This is a genomic window from uncultured Microbacterium sp. (assembly GCF_964244775.1).
GTDB lineage: Bacteria > Actinomycetota > Actinomycetes > Actinomycetales > Microbacteriaceae > Microbacterium.
The window spans coordinates 92176-109591 of record NZ_CAXTJR010000007.1; the positions used below are offsets into that span (position 1 = coordinate 92176).

The window sequence follows — 17416 nt, forward strand, 5'->3', positions numbered from 1 at the left end:
CTGCGGGAGGCGGTGCGCGAAGCGACAGCATCCCTCTCAGGACGAACCGGGCCCGCTCACCATGATCGACGCACTGCCGTCCGGCAGGATCACGATCGAGCCGCTCACATCGAACGCCACGTCTTCGTCGACCTCGCTCAGCGAGCCGTCGTAGAGCGAGCGAATCTCGACCTGGATATGGGCCAGGGCCGAGGTCGCCGGAATCTGCCAGCCGGCACCGTCCGGCACGACCGCGACGGCGGGCGACTGTGCGATCGACCACGTCGGCGGTGACACGACGCGATCCTCGAGGTGATAGCCGAACGGGCATGCCGTCGGCTGCAGCACCTGCTGCCGGGCGCACGTGGCCAGGAAGTCGTCGACGCGTTCCTGCACGACCTGGATGAACTCGGGCGTGGGCTGTGCCTGCACTTCGATGGGAACCGAGGTGAGCGGGCTGTCGGAGAGCACGGCGACACCCGGCGTCGTGGCGATCGCGGTGTTCACCGACACCGAGTAGACACCCGGTGAGAACACCAGCAGAGGGAGCGGCGCTATGCCAGCGGCGTCGAGGCCGTCGGGCGAGACCTGGCGCTTGTCGAGCGCGAAGCCGTTGACGTCGAAGGTCATCGAGCCGCGGACCGTCAGATCGATCACCGCGAGCGGGCTCGTCGCGAAGCGCCAGACAGGCGCGATGCCGATCCATCCATCGCGCTCCACCTCGAACGTGGTCGTCCCGGGGTGGCCGCCCGCCACGTACGAGACGGTGACGCGGGTCAGCTCGCCCGATACCTCCTCCGACACCGTGCGCACATCGGTGAGGCTGGCGAGAGCGTCACGGCGCAGCAGAGCATCGTCCGCGTGAGCGGGGATGCCGGCAGCGGCGAGGTCTTCGCTCTCGATCGCGACGCCGGGGAGGGCGAGCGCATCTGCCGCGTGTCGCTCCGAAAGCAGTCCGAGGTAGCGCTCGACGAAGGCCCGCGCGCTGTAGAACTCCTGCGAGATCGACAGGGCACCGGCCGCGACGGCGGCGATGAGCAGGATGCCCACGACGGCGAGCGCGGTCATGTCGAAGGCGAGGCCCTTGCGCCGAGGAGCGCGCGCGCGGGGGCGCGTCGTCGAATCCACCGCCCCTTGGTCCACGGGCTCAGTCTAGGAAAGGCCGCCAGGGATGGTGCTGGGCGCGGTCATTCCCGACACGGGTTCGCTGGGCTGTCCACCGTTGCGGGTGCGGCGCACGGGCCTCAGCACGCCCGCGGTTAGCATGAAGCGGTGAACGCGCCTGCCCTGTCCGCCGAGCAGGAGGCGCTGTTCCGGCTCATCGAAGACACGCGCGACCACGTCTTCGTGACCGGTCGCGCGGGTACAGGCAAATCCACGCTTCTGCAGCACCTCGCGTGGAACACGTCGAAGCAGATCGCCGTGTGTGCGCCGACCGGTGTCGCGGCGCTCAACGTCGAAGGTCAGACGATCCACTCCCTCTTCCGTTTACCCATCGGTCTCATCGCCGACGGCGAGCTCGACCAGTCCGACGCCACACGCAAGATCCTCAACGCGATCGACACCCTCGTGATCGACGAGATCTCGATGGTCAACGCCGACCTGATGGACGGCATCGACCGCTCCCTGCGGCAGGCTCGTGGGCGCAAGGCCGAGCCGTTCGGCGGCGTGCAGATCGTGATGTTCGGCGACCCGTACCAGCTCGCCCCCGTGCCACCCCGAGGCGACGAGCTGCGCTACGTCAACGACCACTACCGCTCGTTCTGGTTCTTCGACGCCAAGGTATGGGTCGGCGACGTCGCGAGCGACGGGCTGATGGATCTCGGCGCCTACGGTGCGCACCTGCACATCCGTGAACTCGTCGACATCCACCGCCAGGCCGATCCAGCCTTCAAGGCCATGCTCAACGCGGTGCGGTACGGGCACGTGACCGCCGACATCGCGCAGGTGCTCAACGACACCGGCGCGCGCACGCCTCCGGATCCGGCTGATGGCGAGCATCCGATCATCACCCTGGCGACCCGCAACGACATCGTCAACAGCATCAACCGCCGGCATCTGACCGAGCTGGTCGGCCGCGAGCAGACCGCGAATGCCGAGATCAGCGGCGACTTCGGGAGGGGGGATGCCTCGTATCCCGCGGATGCCGAGCTCAAGCTGAAGGTCGGCGCCCAGGTGATGTTCCTGCGCAACGACACGTCGACGTTCGGCGAGCCGCCGCGCTGGGTGAACGGCACGATCGGCACCGTCACGCGGATCGCGGGCGGCAGCGTGCGCGTCGAGGTGGACGGCGAGACGCACGACGTCGAACCGGCCGTGTGGGAGAGGTACCGCTACGCGTACGACCCGGGTTCGAAGGCGCTGACCCGCGAGATCGTGGCCGAGTTCACGCAGTTTCCGCTGCGGCTGGCGTGGGCGGTCACGATCCACAAGTCGCAGGGCAAGACCTATGACCGCGCGGTGATCGACCTGGGCTCGGGCGCGTTCGCCCCGGGGCAGACGTACGTGGCGCTGTCGCGGCTGACCTCGCTCGACGGGCTGTACCTGTCGCGGCCGCTGCGCCCGAGCGACATCCGCGTGGACCCCGACGTGCAGCGGTTCATGGCCGAGCGGCGCCGGGCCGCGCGGTGATCGAGTAGGCGCGCCAGCGCCGTATCGAGATCAGGGCCTGCGTAGTACGTCGGTCCGGGGGATCTCGATACGCTCGCAAGCTCGCTACTCGATCACCGCAAGGGGCGCGCGAGCGCCGTGCCCCGCGGAGATCGAGTAGGCGCGCCAGCGCCGTATCGAGATCAGGGCCTGCGTAGTACGTCGGTCCGGGGGATCTCGATACGCTCGCTGGCGCTCGCTACTCGATCACCGCAAAGGGCGCTCGCAAGCTCGCTACTCGATCACCGCAGGGGGGTGGATCAGGCGACCTGCCGCGCCTTCGCCTCGGCAAGGTCGACGAACAGGTCGGTGTTGAACCCGTAGGCCACCAGCACCTCGTCGATCACGCGCTCCTGCTCCGCGGCATCCCACGGCGCGGCATCCAGCTGCTCGCGGTAGTACTCCTTGAACGCTTTCGGATCGGCGATGTCGGCGAAAAGGTAGAACCCGATGCCGTTCGTCTCGAACCCGAACTGCCTGGCCATGAGGCGGCCGATGAACTGTCCGCCCGAGAGGTCGCCGAGGTAGCGGGTGTAGTGGTGCGCCACGAAGCCGCCCGGCCACGTGGCCGCCACCGCGTTGATGCGGTCGACGTAGCGCTGCGTGGTCGGCAGCGGCTCGATGCGCTCGCGCCACTCAGCGCCGATCAAGAACTCGAGGTCGGCCTCGAGGGCGGGAATCCGGGTGAGGCGGTCGCTGAGGAAGACGGATGCCACGGGGTCGACGCGCATCCGTTCGGCGGCGCTCTCGAGCGCGGCGTAGATGAACCAGTGCTGGGCCACGAGGGCGACATAGTCTTCGCGGGTACCTCTGCCCTGCATGAGGTCGGACATGAATCCGGCATGCTCGCTGCCGGAGTGCGCTCCGCTGGAGCGCTCGCGCAAGGCTGCGGAGAAGGAGACGAGGTCGGCCATACCTTCATCATAGCTCAAGGTAAGGCGCCCCTTACTGATGATCACGCGTGTGGGCGGGGTTCCAGTCCGAGGCGGAGGCACGCCTCGTCGTACAGTGCGACGATTTCGCGGCGCACCTCGCGACGCTCGGTGATCGCCCCGCCCGGCCACGGCACCTTCAGCGTCGCCGGCGCACCGTCGGAGAGCTCGACCAGCCATGTGCCGCCGTCACCGTCGAACCCCGTCATCACGGCGGCCGCAGCATCCCGATCCTCACCGAATGCACGCGCGATCAGCAGGTTGTCGTCGGAGTGATCGTCGTTCATGTGGCCGAGCACACCCGCGCGGGCGGCGTCGTCGAAGAGGTGCGTCATCCATCCAGCCTACGGACGCCGATGATCGTGCAGCGGCCGCGGTGTGTTTGAATTCAATGCATAATTCCTCGGGGGTGAGTATGCGGGCCCGTCCTAGACGTCACCGCGTCGTCGCGGCGCTATCGGGCGTCGTCGCGATGATCGTGGTGCTCGCCGGCTGTGCCGCCGACGCCCGCGTCCGGGTCGACAGTCCCGCTCAGGTCGAGGCGACGCTCACCGCTGAGACCGTGCAGCAGTTGCAGGATGCCGTGACCGCCGCGATGACGGCGACCGGGTCACCGGGGGCGATCGTGGGGGTGTGGGCGCCATGGAGCGGAACCTGGGTGACCGCGCTGGGCACGCAGACTCCGGCCGGCAGCGATGCGGTGAGCGTCGATGCTCAGTTCCGGGCGGGCACCGTGACGCGCGCCATGACGTGCGACGTGCTCTACCGGCTCGCCGCGGCAGGGACGATGGGTCTCGACGACAGCGTCACGAAGTGGGTGTCGGGCGTGCCCGACCTGAAGGACGTCACCCTCCGCCAGCTGTGCGACGGCACGTCGGGGATCGGCTCGTCGTCTGCGGTGCTGATGGGCGAGCTCCTGGCCAACCCGTCGCGCGTGTGGAACCCCCGGGAATTCGCGAGCTTCGGACTCGGTCAGGCTCGCACGACTCAGCCGGGCGCGGCATGGCGCGACTCCGACGCGGGCTACCTCCTCCTCGGTCTCGCGCTCGAGCGGGCCAGCGGCCAGAGCGCAGCGGAGCTGTTGCAGGAGGACGTGTTCGGCCCGCTCGGCATGGACGCGAGCAGCCTGCCCGACTCGGCACCCGACTCCGCGAGTGCCACCGTGCTCAAGGGCTATTACTCCCAACGGGGCGGCGACGGCGTCGTGAACTGCGCCGCGCCGCTCGACATCACCGCTCTGTCGCCGAGCTCGGCGTTCACCGACTCGGGCGCGGTCACCGACATCCAGGATCTCGGGCACTATGCGCGGGCGCTCGCGCAGGGCTCGCTCCTTCCCGCAGGAACCGACCGGCTCGCCACGGCGACGCCGCCGGCCGACGGAGCGCCGTCGTGGTTCACGACGGGCGGGGGCGTGTACAAGGCAGGGTCTCTCATCGGTCAGTACGGCGCCGTTCCCGGTTACCTCACTGCGGCCTTCTCCGATCCCGACAGCGGGCTGACCGTGGCCGTCGTGCTCAACAACTCGGCCGCCGGTCCCGGCTTCGCTTCGGCGCTCAGCTGGGAGCTCGCCGCGATCGCGTCGAAGGCGCCGCCCGCGGCGGGGCAGACCGCCCCGGACGCCGGCCTGCCCTGGACGCCGGAACAGTACCGCGATCTGATCACCGCCGGTGCGATGTGCGCCCCGGCGCAATGACCCGACGTCATTGATCACCCGCGCGGGGACGACCCCCGCCATCCTGATCGTCGTTGTCGGCTTGATCTGCCAGGAGGTCGGGGCATCCCTCGCGGTGCTGCTCTTCCCGTCGGTCGGGGCGCTCGGCATGGTGATGCTGCGGCTCGTCTTCTCGTCGATCGCGCTCCTCCTGATCGCCCGGCCGAGCCTGCGCGGCCATTCTGGCTTCGCCTGGCGGTCGGTGCTCTGGCTCGGTGGGGTCCTTGCCCTCATGAACGGGCTGTTCTACCTCGCCCTCGAGCGGCTTCCCCTCGGCGTGACCGTGACGATCGAAGTGCTCGGGCCGCTCGTCCTCTCGATCGTCGCGAGCCGCCGCGCGTCCGCCTGGCTCTGGGCGCTGCTGGCCCTGGCCGGCGTCGTCGCGCTGGGCGGCGGCGGCTGGGACCGCCTCGATCCGATCGGCGTGATGTTCGCCCTCGGCGCTGCGGCGAGCTGGGCGTTCTACATCCTCGCCTCGGCACGGGTCGGCCGCGAGTTCCCCAAACTCGACGGCCTCGCGCTCGCGATGACCGCAGGCGCCCTGCTGTCGCTGCCGTTCGGTGTGGTCTCGGCCGGATCCGCGCTGCTGCGCGTCGACCTGCTCGCGCTGGGAGCGGCCGTCGCGCTGCTCTCCTCGACCATCCCGTACGCGCTCGAGCTGATCGCCCTGCGCCGGCTGCCGCCGGCCGTGTTCGCGATCCTCATGGCGGTCTCGCCGGCGACGGCGGCGCTCGCCGGATTCGTGCTCCTCGGTCAGGCTCTCACGTGGGTCGAGGTGGTCGGCATCGCGCTGGTCATCGCGGCGAGCATCGGCGCGGTGCTGGCCTCCAACCGGGCGGCGCGTGAGACGGCGCAGCCACTGGGCTGAGCATCCGATACACCGCCCTGGGCGCCGCGGTCGCGGCCCGGCGCGGGTATATCCTGGCGGCACATACCGCGCACAGCGCGCGAACTCATACCGCGCACAGTGCGCCGAACGGAGGAGTCGTCATGGCGGGAACCCGGCCCGGCGGAGTCACTGTCGTATCGATCCTCGCCTGGATCTCGGGGCTTCTGCAGCTGATTGCCGGCATCCTCGCCCTGTTCGTAGTGCCGATCTCGTCGGCGATCACGGTCGCCGCGTGGATCTCGATCGCGCTGGGCGTCATCACGATCCTCGTGGGTGCGGGGCTCTGGCGCGGCAGCCCGGCCGCGCGGCTCATCGCGACCATCGTGTTCGTGCTCAACCTCGTCAACGCAGTCTTCACCTTGTTCGCGACGCCCGCGAACGCGTGGTCGGCCATCGTGAGCGGACTGTTCGCGCTGATCGGCATCATCCTGCTCTGGACGAAGGCGGCCAGCGCGTTCTTCCGCCGCTGATCCGCCGCTGATCCGCCGCTGATCCCGCGGTGCGCCGCTAGGGGCGCTCGCCGGTGAGCACTTCCATGAGGTGCGCCGAGATCGATCCGTCGACCTCCAGCACCACGCGGGTGCGCGCCTCCGGGTGATCGCGATCGCCCAGCCGCTGCCCGCGCAGGTCGGCGATCGTCTGACCGCGCCCGGGGCCGTGGGTGGTGTCGACCCGCACGGGCACCCTCGGTCCGCGCGTGATCGTCGTACCGCCCGCCGCGATCACGGCCGCGAGCGGGTCATGCAGGGCGCTGGTGCGCACGCCGTAGGTGGGCAGGTAGAACTCGAAGTAGTGGTCGAGCATCGCTCCCACTGCGCGCAAGAGAGGATCGGATGCTTCGGCGAGCGTGACGCGATCGTCTTCGCTGAGGGTGTGCTCCATCGTGGCGTCCAGTGGAACGAGCGTGACGTCCCATTCAGCCGTCAGCAGCGCGTCGGCCGCGGCCGGATCGTTGAAGATGTTCGCCTCGGCCACCGGCGTGATGTTGCCCGGGACGGATGCTGCGCCACCCATCGTCGCCACGCCCGCGATGCGCGTCGGCAGCGTCGGGTCGGCCGCCAAGGCCTCGATGATGTTGGTCAGGGGTCCGATCGTGACCAGGTGCAGGCGCCCCTCGTAGCGGTGCGAGAGGTCGATGAGCAACTCGACCGCGGTGACGTCTTCGGGCTCCCGGGCCGAACGGGGCAGCTCGACGCCGCCGATGCCGTTGTCGCCGTGCACGTGCGCGGCGCCGCCGGCGTACTCGTGCGACGAGTGGTGGTGCGCGCCGATCGCGACGGGAATGCTGTCGACGCCCGCGAGGCCGAGCAGGTCGAGGGTGTTGCGCGCCGCCTGGGCGGCCGAGGTGTTGCCGCTCACGGTGCCGATGCCGACCACATCGACGTGCGGTGAGCGCAGCAGATAGGCCAGCGCGACGGCGTCGTCCACTCCCGTATCGCAGTCGAGGTAGACGGGTATCGGGTCGGTCATGGCGCTCCTCGTCGTGATTCGTCGGCTCGCGCAGTGCAGCCGGCCCACCATCGGTTATACCCCGGCCCGGCCGCCTGCCCGTGATGGAATGAGCACATGACCTCGTCGCAGCTCGGTTCGCTCGCGGTCGTCGGCAGCATCAACGTCGACCTCACCGCATCCGTCGCCCGTCTTCCCGGCGCCGGCGAGACCGTTCTCGGCGGCACCCTGCAGCGCCTTCCCGGAGGCAAGGGTGCCAATCAGGCCGCCGCCGCGGCGCGGCTCGGCGGCCGGGTGCGGATGATCGGCGCTGTGGGCGACGATTCGGACGGCCAGTGGATGCTGCAGAGCCTGCGCGATGCCGGAGTCGACACCGCCGACGTCTGGCTGGGCGAGTCGGCGACGGGCACCGCGCTGATCACCGTGGATGCGGCCGGCGAGAACCAGATCGTGGTGTGCCCGGGGGCGAACGCGGACGTGTCGCTGGACGGCGTGAGCTTCTCGCCCGACGAAGCGGTGCTCGCCCAGCTCGAGATCCCGTTCGAGATCGTGACGGCCCTGGCCGATGTCGCCGGATTCCTCGCGATCAACGCGGCGCCCGCCCGCCCGCTGCCCGACTCGCTCGTCCGTCGGGCCGACCTGATCATCGTGAACGAGAACGAGTTCGCGCTGCTGCCGGAACTGACAGGCGCGCGGCTGGTCGCGGTGACGTACGGGGCCGATGGGGCTGCGTTGCGGCGGCACGGTCGCGAGGTCGCCCGGGTGTCAGCGCCGCGCGTCTCGGTCGTGAGCTCGGTCGGAGCGGGCGACGCGTTCTGCGCGGCGATCACTCTCGCCCTGCACGCCGGGTGGGCGGACGACGAGGCGCTGCGCGCCGCGAGCGCTGTGGGAGCGGATGCTGTCACCCACGCGGAAGCGCAGCCGCCGCTGCGCACGCTCCACTCGTACCGCTGAGGCGGGCTGCGCCCCGCAGGGCGAATCAGTCTGGCGAGCCTCCTTCGGCGACGTAGTCGATCTGCACCGCCCGGCGCTCGGCGAAGAGCCGATCTGCGAATTCGGCGTTGACGGCCTGGTGCGCGCTGCTGTCCAGGTAGTGGTGCAGCGCCTCTTCGTCTCGTACGACCGACACGATGGCGTAGTCGGCCCCGTCGGGACGAAGGCCCAGCGCGGGGCCGTGGTGGTACGACACGATCCGGTCTCCGAGTTCAACCCGCATCCGCGTCAACGCGGTATGAAACTCATCGATCGTGGCCGGGCCTGCTCCCTCCACGAAGGTTAAGGTGACGACGTGAGCGATCATTCGAGTGCATCCTCACCGGGAAACGGATGTCGTTAGCGCCGTGTCTCAGTTCGCGTCCGACGCGAGCAGGGCATTCAGTTCTTGTGCGGTCTCGGCACTCGAACCGGGGTTCTGGCCCGTGATGAGCCGCCCATCGACAACCACATGAGACTGCCACGGAACGCTTCCGACGAACTGTGCGCCGTTCTCGCGTAGCCGAGACTCCAAGAGCCACGCTGCGTTCGCGGCGGTGCCGAACAGCGTCTCCTCCTCGTCGGTCAGCGACGTGACCGTTCGGCCGGCGAAGGGCCACTCCCCGTCGCCATCGGCGGCGCTGAGCAGCGCCGCAGGACCGTGGCAGATGGCTGCGATGATCTTGTCGTCCGCGTGCGCTGCGCGCAGCACCCGCCCCATGGAGCGGTCGACCGCCAAGTCCTCCATCGGTCCGTGCCCGCCGGGAATGAGGACGGCGTCATACCCGGCGACATCCACCTCTTCGAGCGGCACGGTGTTCTCGAGCACATCCGAGATCCCGTCGATATACGCCGCGAAGCGCTCGACCTCGGGCCCCGCGATATCGGGATTGAAACTCGTCTGGTCCACCGTCGGTGCGCGGCCCCCCGGTGTCGCGATGTCGACGGTGTGCCCCGCTCGCGTGAGCGCCTCGTGCGGCACCACGAGTTCTTCCGCCCAGTATCCGCTCGGATGCTTGCTGCCGTCCGCCTGAGTCCAATGGGTTGCGGCCGAGACCACCATCAATACTTTCGCCATCATCTGCTCCCTTGCTGAATGCGTTCAAACGTTTTACTATATTCTCCAGTAGCACCGAGATTGTCAACACCCCGAGTTCACTCCGCTGACTGCGGAGGGCACCTCGAAGCCAGGAATGAGATCATGAAACCCCCTCCGCCGTCATCCCACCTGACCGATTCGCGCGTGCTGGGCGGACTCTTCTCGTCCGAACGGGTCCAGGGCCTGTTCACCGATGAGGCGATGGTGAGGTCGTGGTTGCAGGCCGAAGTCGGTCTGGCGACGGCCCAGGCCGAGCTGGGCGTGATTCCCCCAGAGGCCGCGGTCGACATCGCCCGCGCCGCGAGTGACCACGACTTCGACCTCGACGAGCTCGGCAAAGACGTCGCGTTCACGGCGCACCCCTGCATCTCCGTGATCCGCGAATTGGCCGCGGCGTCGCGCGATGGCGAGCCCTACGTACACCTGGGAGCGACCACGCAAGACATCACCGACACTGGACTGGTGCTGCAGTGCAAGGCCGCGATCGCCGTGATCGAGGAGCAGCTGGGCACCGTCCAAGTAGTTCTGCGAGACCTTGCCGAGCGCTACCGCGACCTTCCGATGGTGGGGCGTACTCATGCCCAGCACGCGCTCCCGATCACTCTCGGACTCAAGTTCGCCGTCCTCCTGACCGAATTCCAGCGTCACGAGCAACGAGTGCGGGAGCTCAAACCACGCGTTCTGGTCGGGCAGCTCGGCGGCGCCGTCGGTTCTCTCGCCGCGTTCGGCGACCGCGGTATCGACATCCTCGAGCGGATGATGGCTCACCTCGATCTCGAAGTTCCGGTCACGCCGTGGCATACATCACGCGATGGCTTCACCGAACTGGTGAGCGTGCTGGCGATGATCTCGGCGTCGTGCGGAAAGATCGCGAACGAAATCCGCGTGCTGCAGCGCACCGAGGTTGCTGAGCTGGAAGAGCCGTTCGTCGACGGGAAGGTGGGCAGCAGCACCATGCCCCACAAGAAGAACCCGATGTACGCGGAATTCATCATCGCCAACGCCATCCTCGCGAGAGAGAAGCCCGCAGGGATGCTGACCGCGATGATGCAGGAGCATGAGAGGGACATGACCATGTGGGGCGTCGAGTGGACCGTCATCCCGGATGCGTTCACCCTGGCTTCCGGCCTGCTCGACAAGACGAACTTTCTGCTCAGCGGTCTGATCGTCCATCGGGAGAACATCCACAAGAATCTGCATCAGCTCGGAGATCTCATGCTCTCCGAGGTCGCGATGATGGCACTGTCCAAAGGCCTCGGCAAAGTGGAAGCGCACGACCTCGTATATGCGGCCGCCATGCAATCCTGGTCGACCGGCCAGTCGTTGATCGGCTCGCTCGTGCAGCAGGACGGATTCGCGCAAGCTGGAGTGACGGCCGCCGAACTGTCGCGCCTGCTCGTGCCCGAGAACTACACCGGCCTGTCTGGCGAACTCGTCGATCGCGCATTGCGCGCCGCATCCTGACAGCTTCGAACGATCGAATGGAAAACCGATGACCCTCACGACCAGCGACATCCCCACGTATGAGCTCTTCATCGACGGGAAGTGGCAGTCTCCGACCTCCGGCGAGTACTACGAAACCCTGAACCCCTACACCGGCCGACCATGGGCGCGTGTTCCGGAGAGCGATGCGGATGACGTCGACGCGGCAGTGACCGCGGCGACCCGCGCCCTGGAGGGCCCGTGGGGGCAGGCGACCGGATTCGAGCGCGCGACGCTCATGCGCCGCTTGGCCGGCATTCTGGAGCGGGATGCGGACGCCCTGGCAGAAATCGAGACTCGCGGAAACGGCAAGCTCATCCGCGAAACGTCTGCGCAGGCCAAAGCGCTCTCCCAGTGGCTCTACTACTTCGCGGGCGTGGCCGACAAGCTCGAAGGGGAGGTGATCCCCTCGGATCGGAAGAACTTCATGATCTACACCCGGCACGAGCCGGTGGGCGTCGTCGCCGCGATCGTGCCGTGGAATTCGCCCCTGTCGTTGCTGATGTGGAAGCTCGCGCCACTTCTGGCGGCCGGATGCACGGTGGTCGTCAAGCCGTCCCCGTACACCCCGGTATCGGCGTTGGCTTTGGCGGAGCGCGTTCGCGAGGCCGGGTTCCCGGACGGGGTGTTCAACGTCATCACCGCGAACGGTGCCGACGCCGCGAAGGCGCTCGTTGCGCACCGGGGAGTCAACCAGGTCGCCTTCACGGGCTCGCCGCAGGTGGGAGCGAGCATCGCGCAGTCCGCGGCTTCGCATTTCGCGCGCACGCTCCTGGAGCTCGGCGGAAAGTCGGCGCAGATCGTCTTCGCCGACGCCGACATCGAAGGCGCCGTGAACGGGGTGATCTCCGGGATCTTCGCGGCGTCGGGACAAACCTGCGTCGCAGGCTCTCGCTTGGTCATCCACAAAGACATCCGTGACGCCTTCGTTCGACGTCTCACCGAGCGAGCGCAAGAGATCGTTCTGGGGGATCCGCTCTCGTTCGAGACGGAAATGGGCCCGTTGGCCAACGCGGCACAGCTGCAGACCACTCAGGGTTTCGTTCAGCGTGCGGTCGAGGATGGCGCGAACGTCGTCACGGGCGGGCGGGTGGACGATGCGCTCGGCGGACTCTTCTATCGCCCGACCATCCTCGCAGATGTCACCAACGACATGGAGATCGCGCAGAAGGAGGTGTTCGGACCGGTGCTCGCCGTCCTGGACTTCGAGCACGAGCATGAGGCCATCGCGATCGCGAACGGCACCGATTTCGCACTCGCAGCCGGCGTGTGGACGAACGACATGCGCACTGGCCACAGGGTGGCACACGCGGTGCGGGCCGGAAACGTGTGGATCAACAGCTATCGGGTGGTCGCTCCGAATGTTCCTTTCGGCGGCTCGGGGGCGAGCGGCTGGGGACGGGAGAGCGGCATCGATGCCGTCAAGGAGTACACCGTCACCAAGGCGATCTGGGTCGAGCTGTCGGGAGAGACGCGCGACCCGTTCAGAATCGGATGATCCGGCCCCGCTACCGGTGCGGCGGCGGCGCCGTGGACTGCCGCGGGATCAGCACGATCGGCTCGGATACCTGCTCGGTCACGACGTCGTCGCGCTGAGCGGAGTGGAGCAGTCGCACGGCGGTGGCGCCCAATTCCTCGAGCGGCATCTGCACCACGCTGAGGGTGGGAGCAAGGTGGGCGGCGAGGGCGTGGTCGTGCAGGGCGATCACGGAGATGTCTTCGGGGATGCGCAGTCCGGCGTCGAGGATGGCGCGGATGCTGCCCACGGCCGAGACGATATTCGCGACGAAGAGCGCGGTGGGCAGTTCGGGCGAGCGGAGCAGGGTTGCGGTGGCGGCATAGCCTCCCTCGGCCGAGTATCCCCCCGGCACTTCGATGGCAGGTTTCATGTCCGGTGCGTTGGTCAGGGCGTCCTCGTAGCCTCTTCGGCGCCGATCCGCGGTGTCGATCCCGTCGGGCCCCGCGATGTGCCCGATGGATCGGTGTCCTAACCCGATCAGGTACTCGACCGCGACCCGCGCGCCGCGGTAGTCGTCCAAGACGACGTATCGAGTGTGGTCGGGGTCCTGCCGGTTGACGAACAGCCAGGGGATCTCGCTCGAACGAAGAGCGCCGTACGCCTCGCCGGACACACTGTCTCCGGCGATCAGCAGTCCGTCGATCCGGTTCTGGGTCAACAGGCGCAGGAAGCCGGGTTTCCCCCCGATCCGAAGCCCCTCAGACACCACGGTGATGAGACGCCCGTGCAGTGCTGCTTCATCCTGCGCTCCCGAGATGATCCGGGCGATCACCGGGTTCGAGAAATCCGGAATCACGAGACCGTAGGTATCGGACCTGGCCGTGCGCATCTGCCGCGCGGCGTAATTGGGCACGTAATCGAGTTGGGCGATCGCGGATTCGACGCGACGCCGTGTGTCGTCCTTGACCCGCAACGTCGGATCGCCGTTGAGCACGCGCGAAACGATGGCCTTGTCGACGCCCGCCAACTGCGCGACCTGGACGAGGGTGGCCCGCCGAGGCGTTGTGGTCACGCGACGAACCTCCTCAACGAGTCTCTTTCGTCTGCGATGTGCGAGCCTCTGCCTGCGCCGTTCCGACCGTCCAACTGGCGAGCAGGTTCAGAGCGTGGCGAGACGACGTCCCGGCTTCGGTCGAGTAGACGAACAGAGTCTGATCCGGATCGCCCGGCAAGGTCAACGATTCGTAGTCGATCGTGACGTCACCGACGAGGGGATGCCGGAGCCGCTTCGAACCGAAGGTGCGCTGATAGACACGGTGTTCGCGCCACCACAGCGCGAATTCCGCACTCCGTTCCATGAGGTCTGCGACCAGCTCCTGGGATGCGCGGTCTTCCGGATCGATTCCGAGGTCGAGCCGCAGGCTCTCCACGGCGGCTCTGGCCTGAACTTCCCAGTCGACGAACAGGCTGCGGGCATCATCGCTGAGCAGAACCCACCGCGCGTAGTTGCGCTCTCGAGGGCTCAGCCGGTCGAAGTCGGTGAGCAGGGCTCTGGCCATTCGGTTGCTGGCGAGCACATCGGTTCGCCTGCCGAGGATGAATGCCGGCTGTCCTTCGAGTGCGTCGAGGAACTGGTGGAGTCCGGGGCGAACCCGCTGGACCGTGGCCGGACGCCGCGGCTTGCGCGCAGAAGGAATGCCGATCAGGTGGTCGAGGTGGGTGCGGCCCGCCGCGTCCAATTCGAGGGCGCGTGCGATCGCGTCCACGACTCCGGGGGACGGCGTCATCCGCCTGCCCTGTTCGAGGCGCGCGTAGTAGTCGGTCGATACGCCGGCGAGCCGCGCCACCTCTTCACGCCGCAACCCAGGAACCCGCCGAACCCGATCATCGGCCGGGAGTCCCGCGCGAAGTGGGTCGATGCCACCCCGGGCGCGCCGAAGGAAATCGGCGAGTTCCTGATTATCGGCGGGCATACCTCCATCTTGCCGGACCGCCTGATTTTCAGCCTGGGCGTCTCAGTCCTATGCGGATCAGTCCGAGTTCGGACAGGGCGCGATATGCCACATTTTTCAGCCTTCGACGGTTCGACACTTGATGTGCGCCTCCTCCCGGACGAAGCGCGCCGCTCCACTCCCACTCAACGAAAGAAGTCCTGAAATGGTCTACCCCGCAGCGTCCCCCGCCACCTGGTTCGTCACCGGAGCATCGCGTGGCCTCGGCCTCGAGCTCGTCGGGCAGCTCCTCGAACGCGGTGACAATGTGGCTGCCACCTCCCGCTCAGTGGAGCGGCTGACCGCGGCGTTGGGCACCGCCGACACCTCGCGGCTTCTACCCATCAGTCTCGACCTCACCGACGAAACAGCGGTGGCGGCGGCCATCGCAGCGACGAACGATCGTTTCGGCGGCATCGACGTCGTCGTCAACAACGCCGGATACGGCTACCTCGGCGCGGTGGAGGAGACGAGCGACTCCGAAGTTCGCGCGATGTTCGACGTGCAGATCTTCGGTGTGTGGAACGTGCTGCGCGCGGTTCTGCCGCAGATGCGTGGCGCGCGCAGCGGCCACATCATCAACATCTCGTCGATCGTGGGCCTGATCCCCTTCCCGGGTTGGGGACTCTACGCCGCCGGCAAGTATGCGCTGGAAGGATTGACCGGCTCGCTCGCCGGTGAGGTGGCCGAGTTCGGGATCACGGTCAACCTCGTCGAGCCCGGCTACATGCGCACCGACTTCTTGAAGCCCGTTTCGCTCGGTCTCCCGGCGGCGACTGCGACCGGATACGAGGCTATCCGGACGATGACCGCCACACACCAGGCAATGCCCGGTTCGCAACTCGGAGACCCCGCGAAAGCAGCGTCCGCGATCATCAGCATCGCGGTCGCCGGCGACGCACCGCTTCACCAGGTGCTCGGATCCGACTCGTTGTCGCTCGCAGCCGCGACGGTGGAAGCGCTCGCCGCCGACATCGAGGCGGGGCGTGCCCTCGCGGTCACGACGGATATCCCCTCGTCGTAGGTCTCTGAATTCCGTGACCGGCAGCTGCGCAGAGCCGTGGGAGGACTTTGTTCCGCCCAGCGGGTCACTTCGTGCGCTCGGCAAGATGCCGGAGGTACCCTCGGGCCACCGGGATCGCCGGGCGCAACGAGCTTCGAAGGAGCAGCTATGACTCGCGACGTAAACCAGATTTTCGCTGACATCGACGGGTTCAACCCGGATGATTTCATCGTCCACCTGACCGAAGATGTCGTATTTCGGTTCGGGAATGCCGACCCCGCCGTCGGGAAAGAGGCCGTGAAGGACGCACTCACCGGCTTCTACTCGTCGATCCAGGGGTTGACGCACCACATCCTCAAGGTCTGGGAAGTCGACGGGTCCACGACGATCGCGCACATCGACGTCGAATATCGCCGCCACGACGGCGAGACCGTGTACATCCCCAACGTCGACGTGTTGAAGTGGGACGGTGACCTGGTGAGCGATTGGCAGATCTTCATCGATGTCGCCCCCGTCTACTCGCCGATCGACCAGGTCCCGGCCGCGGTTCGCACGCCGGCATCCGCCCACGCGTGAGGCAAGACTCATGATCTTCGTCAGCCATGTACTGCCAGTGAACGAAGAAGGCCTCACACGACTATCGCGGGAGCAGGTCTGGTTGGGTCTCGTCATGAAGGCGAACAACGCGTTGCCGTTCGTTGCCTCCATGACGGACTGCGTCGTGACCGACCGACGGAGCGACACGGTCTTCGACAGGGACATCGTCCTACGCGGGCAGCCGCACACCGAGCGCATCACCCTGCAGGAGCCGGTGCGTGTCGTCTTCACGAGGATCGCGGGACCGGTGCTGGGAACGATCGCGAATGAGATCGAAGGCACCGACGACGACCTCAGGCTGCGATTCAGCTTCGCGCTCGTGGTGAGCGACGTCGAGCCCGGCTCGGCAGAAGAGTCGCGGTATGCGGAAGGCATGACGGCCGACTACCTCAAAGCCGTGGCTTCGACGCTCGCTGCGGTGCGCCGAACGGCGGACGAGTCGATCGCCGCGGCCTGACGAACCGCTCCCAGCGGCGGCCCTCTGATCCGGGGGCCGCTGCGCGGCGCATCTGGACGGATGTCCATTTCGTTAGCATGGACTCGTGACGGGCCGCCCGACGGAGATCTCCGCGATCGAGGACACGCGCCGCAGCATGAGCCGCTCGGGGGCCACCAGGGTGGCGCGGACTCGGCAGGCGATCTTCGACGCGGTCGAATCGATGCCCGCAGGGGAGCCCGTCACGGTGAGCGAAGTGGTGCGGCGCGCCGGGATCAGCCGGGCGGCGTTCTATACGCACTTCGCCGGACTCGACGAGCTCGCCATCGCGATCATGCACGACATGCTGGCGAAGATCACGACGCTCGACCTCCAGGCGCGGCGTACCACGCACGCGGGCTGGCGCGAAACCTCGATCGCCACGCTCACGCGCAACGTGGAGCAGATGGTGCACCACCGCGGCCTCTACCTCAGCGTGCTCGGGATGCCGGGCAGCTCGACCGCCTTCGAGGCCGCGGTACGGGAACTGTCGGCCGTGATCGCCGGCACGATCGCCGAGATGCCCGCGGTGCCGCCCGACGTCGAGCTCACTGACGCGGCCCGCTTCATCGCCAGCGGCACGCTCTCGCTGATCGTCCACTGGCTGCGCACCGACCCGCACATGGAGGTCGACACGATGGTGGCACGCCTCGTGGTGCTGCTGCCCGACTGGGGCGCCTGAACACACCTCGATCTGTCAGGCAATCTCTCGACCTCATCGATAACGGC

General features: G+C 67.7%; 19 protein-coding genes. 11 read left to right on the forward strand and 8 right to left on the reverse strand.

The window, feature by feature from the left end; genetic code table 11:
* Positions 1-36: 36 nt before the first annotated feature.
* Positions 37-1122: a hypothetical protein gene (locus tag ACFE6Z_RS12510; protein WP_375386014.1), complete on the reverse strand. Its 1086-nt coding sequence runs from the start codon at positions 1120-1122 to the stop codon at positions 37-39.
* Positions 1123-1251: 129 nt separating this feature from the next.
* On the opposite strand from ACFE6Z_RS12510, the gene ACFE6Z_RS12515 reads away from it, so the two are divergent.
* Positions 1252-2610: an ATP-dependent RecD-like DNA helicase gene (locus ACFE6Z_RS12515; protein ID WP_375386015.1), complete on the forward strand. Its 1359-nt coding sequence runs from the start codon at positions 1252-1254 to the stop codon at positions 2608-2610.
* Positions 2611-2888: 278 nt separating this feature from the next.
* On the opposite strand, the gene ACFE6Z_RS12520 is transcribed toward ACFE6Z_RS12515, so the two are convergent.
* Positions 2889-3542 carry a heme oxygenase (biliverdin-producing) gene (locus ACFE6Z_RS12520; RefSeq protein ID WP_375386016.1) on the reverse strand — a complete coding sequence of 218 codons (654 nt, stop codon included), beginning with the start codon at positions 3540-3542 and terminating at the stop codon, positions 2889-2891.
* Positions 3543-3583: 41 nt separating this feature from the next.
* A complete protein-coding gene (locus tag ACFE6Z_RS12525; RefSeq protein ID WP_375386017.1) occupies positions 3584-3895 on the reverse strand; it encodes a DUF2470 domain-containing protein in 312 nt (103 codons plus the stop codon).
* A gap of 80 nt (positions 3896-3975) precedes the next feature.
* On the opposite strand from ACFE6Z_RS12525, the gene ACFE6Z_RS12530 reads away from it, so the two are divergent.
* The 3 genes from ACFE6Z_RS12530 to ACFE6Z_RS12540 all read left to right on the forward strand — a co-directional run bounded on the left by ACFE6Z_RS12530 (position 3976) and on the right by ACFE6Z_RS12540 (position 6630).
* Positions 3976-5253 (forward strand): serine hydrolase domain-containing protein, encoded by a 1278-nt coding sequence (locus ACFE6Z_RS12530; RefSeq protein WP_375386067.1) that lies wholly within the window; start codon positions 3976-3978, stop codon positions 5251-5253.
* 10 nt (positions 5254-5263) lie between these two features.
* Positions 5264-6139, forward strand: coding sequence for a DMT family transporter (locus tag ACFE6Z_RS12535; protein WP_375386018.1), 876 nt, complete (start codon positions 5264-5266; stop codon positions 6137-6139).
* 122 nt (positions 6140-6261) lie between these two features.
* Positions 6262-6630, forward strand: a complete 369-nt coding sequence (locus ACFE6Z_RS12540; RefSeq protein ID WP_375386019.1) for a hypothetical protein — start codon at positions 6262-6264, stop codon at positions 6628-6630.
* A gap of 37 nt (positions 6631-6667) precedes the next feature.
* On the opposite strand, the gene ACFE6Z_RS12545 is transcribed toward ACFE6Z_RS12540, so the two are convergent.
* Positions 6668-7630: a nucleoside hydrolase gene (locus ACFE6Z_RS12545; protein WP_375386020.1), complete on the reverse strand. Its 963-nt coding sequence runs from the start codon at positions 7628-7630 to the stop codon at positions 6668-6670.
* A gap of 96 nt (positions 7631-7726) precedes the next feature.
* Here ACFE6Z_RS12545 and ACFE6Z_RS12550 point away from each other — a divergent pair, with 96 nt between their 5' ends.
* Entirely contained in the window at positions 7727-8563 is an 837-nt protein-coding gene (locus ACFE6Z_RS12550; RefSeq protein WP_375386021.1) for a ribokinase, read from the forward strand.
* A 25-nt stretch (positions 8564-8588) separates the two neighbouring features.
* Here the strand turns inward: ACFE6Z_RS12550 and ACFE6Z_RS12555 are convergent, their stop codons facing one another.
* Positions 8589-8909 carry a Dabb family protein gene (locus ACFE6Z_RS12555; RefSeq protein ID WP_375386022.1) on the reverse strand — a complete coding sequence of 107 codons (321 nt, stop codon included), beginning with the start codon at positions 8907-8909 and terminating at the stop codon, positions 8589-8591.
* Positions 8910-8954: 45 nt separating this feature from the next.
* Positions 8955-9659, reverse strand: a complete 705-nt coding sequence (locus ACFE6Z_RS12560) for a type 1 glutamine amidotransferase domain-containing protein (protein WP_375386023.1) — start codon at positions 9657-9659, stop codon at positions 8955-8957.
* Positions 9660-9782: 123 nt separating this feature from the next.
* Between ACFE6Z_RS12560 and ACFE6Z_RS12565 the strand changes: the two genes are divergently transcribed.
* Positions 9783-11144, forward strand: coding sequence for an adenylosuccinate lyase family protein (locus ACFE6Z_RS12565; protein WP_375386024.1), 1362 nt, complete (start codon positions 9783-9785; stop codon positions 11142-11144).
* Positions 11145-11172: 28 nt separating this feature from the next.
* Entirely contained in the window at positions 11173-12660 is a 1488-nt protein-coding gene (locus ACFE6Z_RS12570) for an aldehyde dehydrogenase (protein WP_375386025.1), read from the forward strand.
* Between the two features lie 10 nt (positions 12661-12670).
* Here ACFE6Z_RS12570 and ACFE6Z_RS12575 read toward each other — a convergent pair whose 3' ends face one another.
* Positions 12671-13693 (reverse strand): LacI family DNA-binding transcriptional regulator, encoded by a 1023-nt coding sequence (locus ACFE6Z_RS12575; RefSeq protein ID WP_375386026.1) that lies wholly within the window; start codon positions 13691-13693, stop codon positions 12671-12673.
* A 13-nt stretch (positions 13694-13706) separates the two neighbouring features.
* Entirely contained in the window at positions 13707-14594 is an 888-nt protein-coding gene (locus ACFE6Z_RS12580; protein WP_375386027.1) for a helix-turn-helix domain-containing protein, read from the reverse strand.
* A 184-nt stretch (positions 14595-14778) separates the two neighbouring features.
* Between ACFE6Z_RS12580 and ACFE6Z_RS12585 the strand changes: the two genes are divergently transcribed.
* The 4 genes from ACFE6Z_RS12585 to ACFE6Z_RS12600 all read left to right on the forward strand — a co-directional run bounded on the left by ACFE6Z_RS12585 (position 14779) and on the right by ACFE6Z_RS12600 (position 17369).
* The gene (locus tag ACFE6Z_RS12585; protein WP_375386028.1) at positions 14779-15636 is read left to right on the forward strand and encodes an SDR family NAD(P)-dependent oxidoreductase; all 858 of its coding nucleotides are present in this window, start codon (positions 14779-14781) and stop codon (positions 15634-15636) included.
* Positions 15637-15783: 147 nt separating this feature from the next.
* Complete coding sequence (locus ACFE6Z_RS12590; RefSeq protein ID WP_375386029.1) at positions 15784-16191, forward strand: nuclear transport factor 2 family protein; 408 nt, start codon at positions 15784-15786, stop codon at positions 16189-16191.
* A 10-nt stretch (positions 16192-16201) separates the two neighbouring features.
* The gene (locus ACFE6Z_RS12595; RefSeq protein WP_375386030.1) at positions 16202-16669 is read left to right on the forward strand and encodes an SRPBCC family protein; all 468 of its coding nucleotides are present in this window, start codon (positions 16202-16204) and stop codon (positions 16667-16669) included.
* 85 nt (positions 16670-16754) lie between these two features.
* Positions 16755-17369, forward strand: a complete 615-nt coding sequence (locus ACFE6Z_RS12600) for a TetR/AcrR family transcriptional regulator (protein ID WP_375386031.1) — start codon at positions 16755-16757, stop codon at positions 17367-17369.
* Positions 17370-17416 lie beyond the last annotated feature (47 nt).

Coding starts and splice junctions, on each gene's coding strand:
- ACFE6Z_RS12520 (WP_375386016.1), bottom strand. CDS start 3,542: ATGGCCGACCTCGTCTCCTTCTCCGCAGCCTTGCGCGAGCGCTCCAGC.
- ACFE6Z_RS12525 (WP_375386017.1), bottom strand. CDS start 3,895: ATGACGCACCTCTTCGACGACGCCGCCCGCGCGGGTGTGCTCGGCCAC.
- ACFE6Z_RS12530 (WP_375386067.1), top strand. CDS start 3,976: ATGCGGGCCCGTCCTAGACGTCACCGCGTCGTCGCGGCGCTATCGGGC.
- ACFE6Z_RS12540 (WP_375386019.1), top strand. CDS start 6,262: ATGGCGGGAACCCGGCCCGGCGGAGTCACTGTCGTATCGATCCTCGCC.
- ACFE6Z_RS12545 (WP_375386020.1), bottom strand. CDS start 7,630: ATGACCGACCCGATACCCGTCTACCTCGACTGCGATACGGGAGTGGAC.
- ACFE6Z_RS12550 (WP_375386021.1), top strand. CDS start 7,727: ATGACCTCGTCGCAGCTCGGTTCGCTCGCGGTCGTCGGCAGCATCAAC.
- ACFE6Z_RS12555 (WP_375386022.1), bottom strand. CDS start 8,909: ATGATCGCTCACGTCGTCACCTTAACCTTCGTGGAGGGAGCAGGCCCG.
- ACFE6Z_RS12560 (WP_375386023.1), bottom strand. CDS start 9,659: ATGGCGAAAGTATTGATGGTGGTCTCGGCCGCAACCCATTGGACTCAG.
- ACFE6Z_RS12565 (WP_375386024.1), top strand. CDS start 9,783: ATGAAACCCCCTCCGCCGTCATCCCACCTGACCGATTCGCGCGTGCTG.
- ACFE6Z_RS12570 (WP_375386025.1), top strand. CDS start 11,173: ATGACCCTCACGACCAGCGACATCCCCACGTATGAGCTCTTCATCGAC.
- ACFE6Z_RS12580 (WP_375386027.1), bottom strand. CDS start 14,594: ATGCCCGCCGATAATCAGGAACTCGCCGATTTCCTTCGGCGCGCCCGG.
- ACFE6Z_RS12585 (WP_375386028.1), top strand. CDS start 14,779: ATGGTCTACCCCGCAGCGTCCCCCGCCACCTGGTTCGTCACCGGAGCA.
- ACFE6Z_RS12590 (WP_375386029.1), top strand. CDS start 15,784: ATGACTCGCGACGTAAACCAGATTTTCGCTGACATCGACGGGTTCAAC.
- ACFE6Z_RS12595 (WP_375386030.1), top strand. CDS start 16,202: ATGATCTTCGTCAGCCATGTACTGCCAGTGAACGAAGAAGGCCTCACA.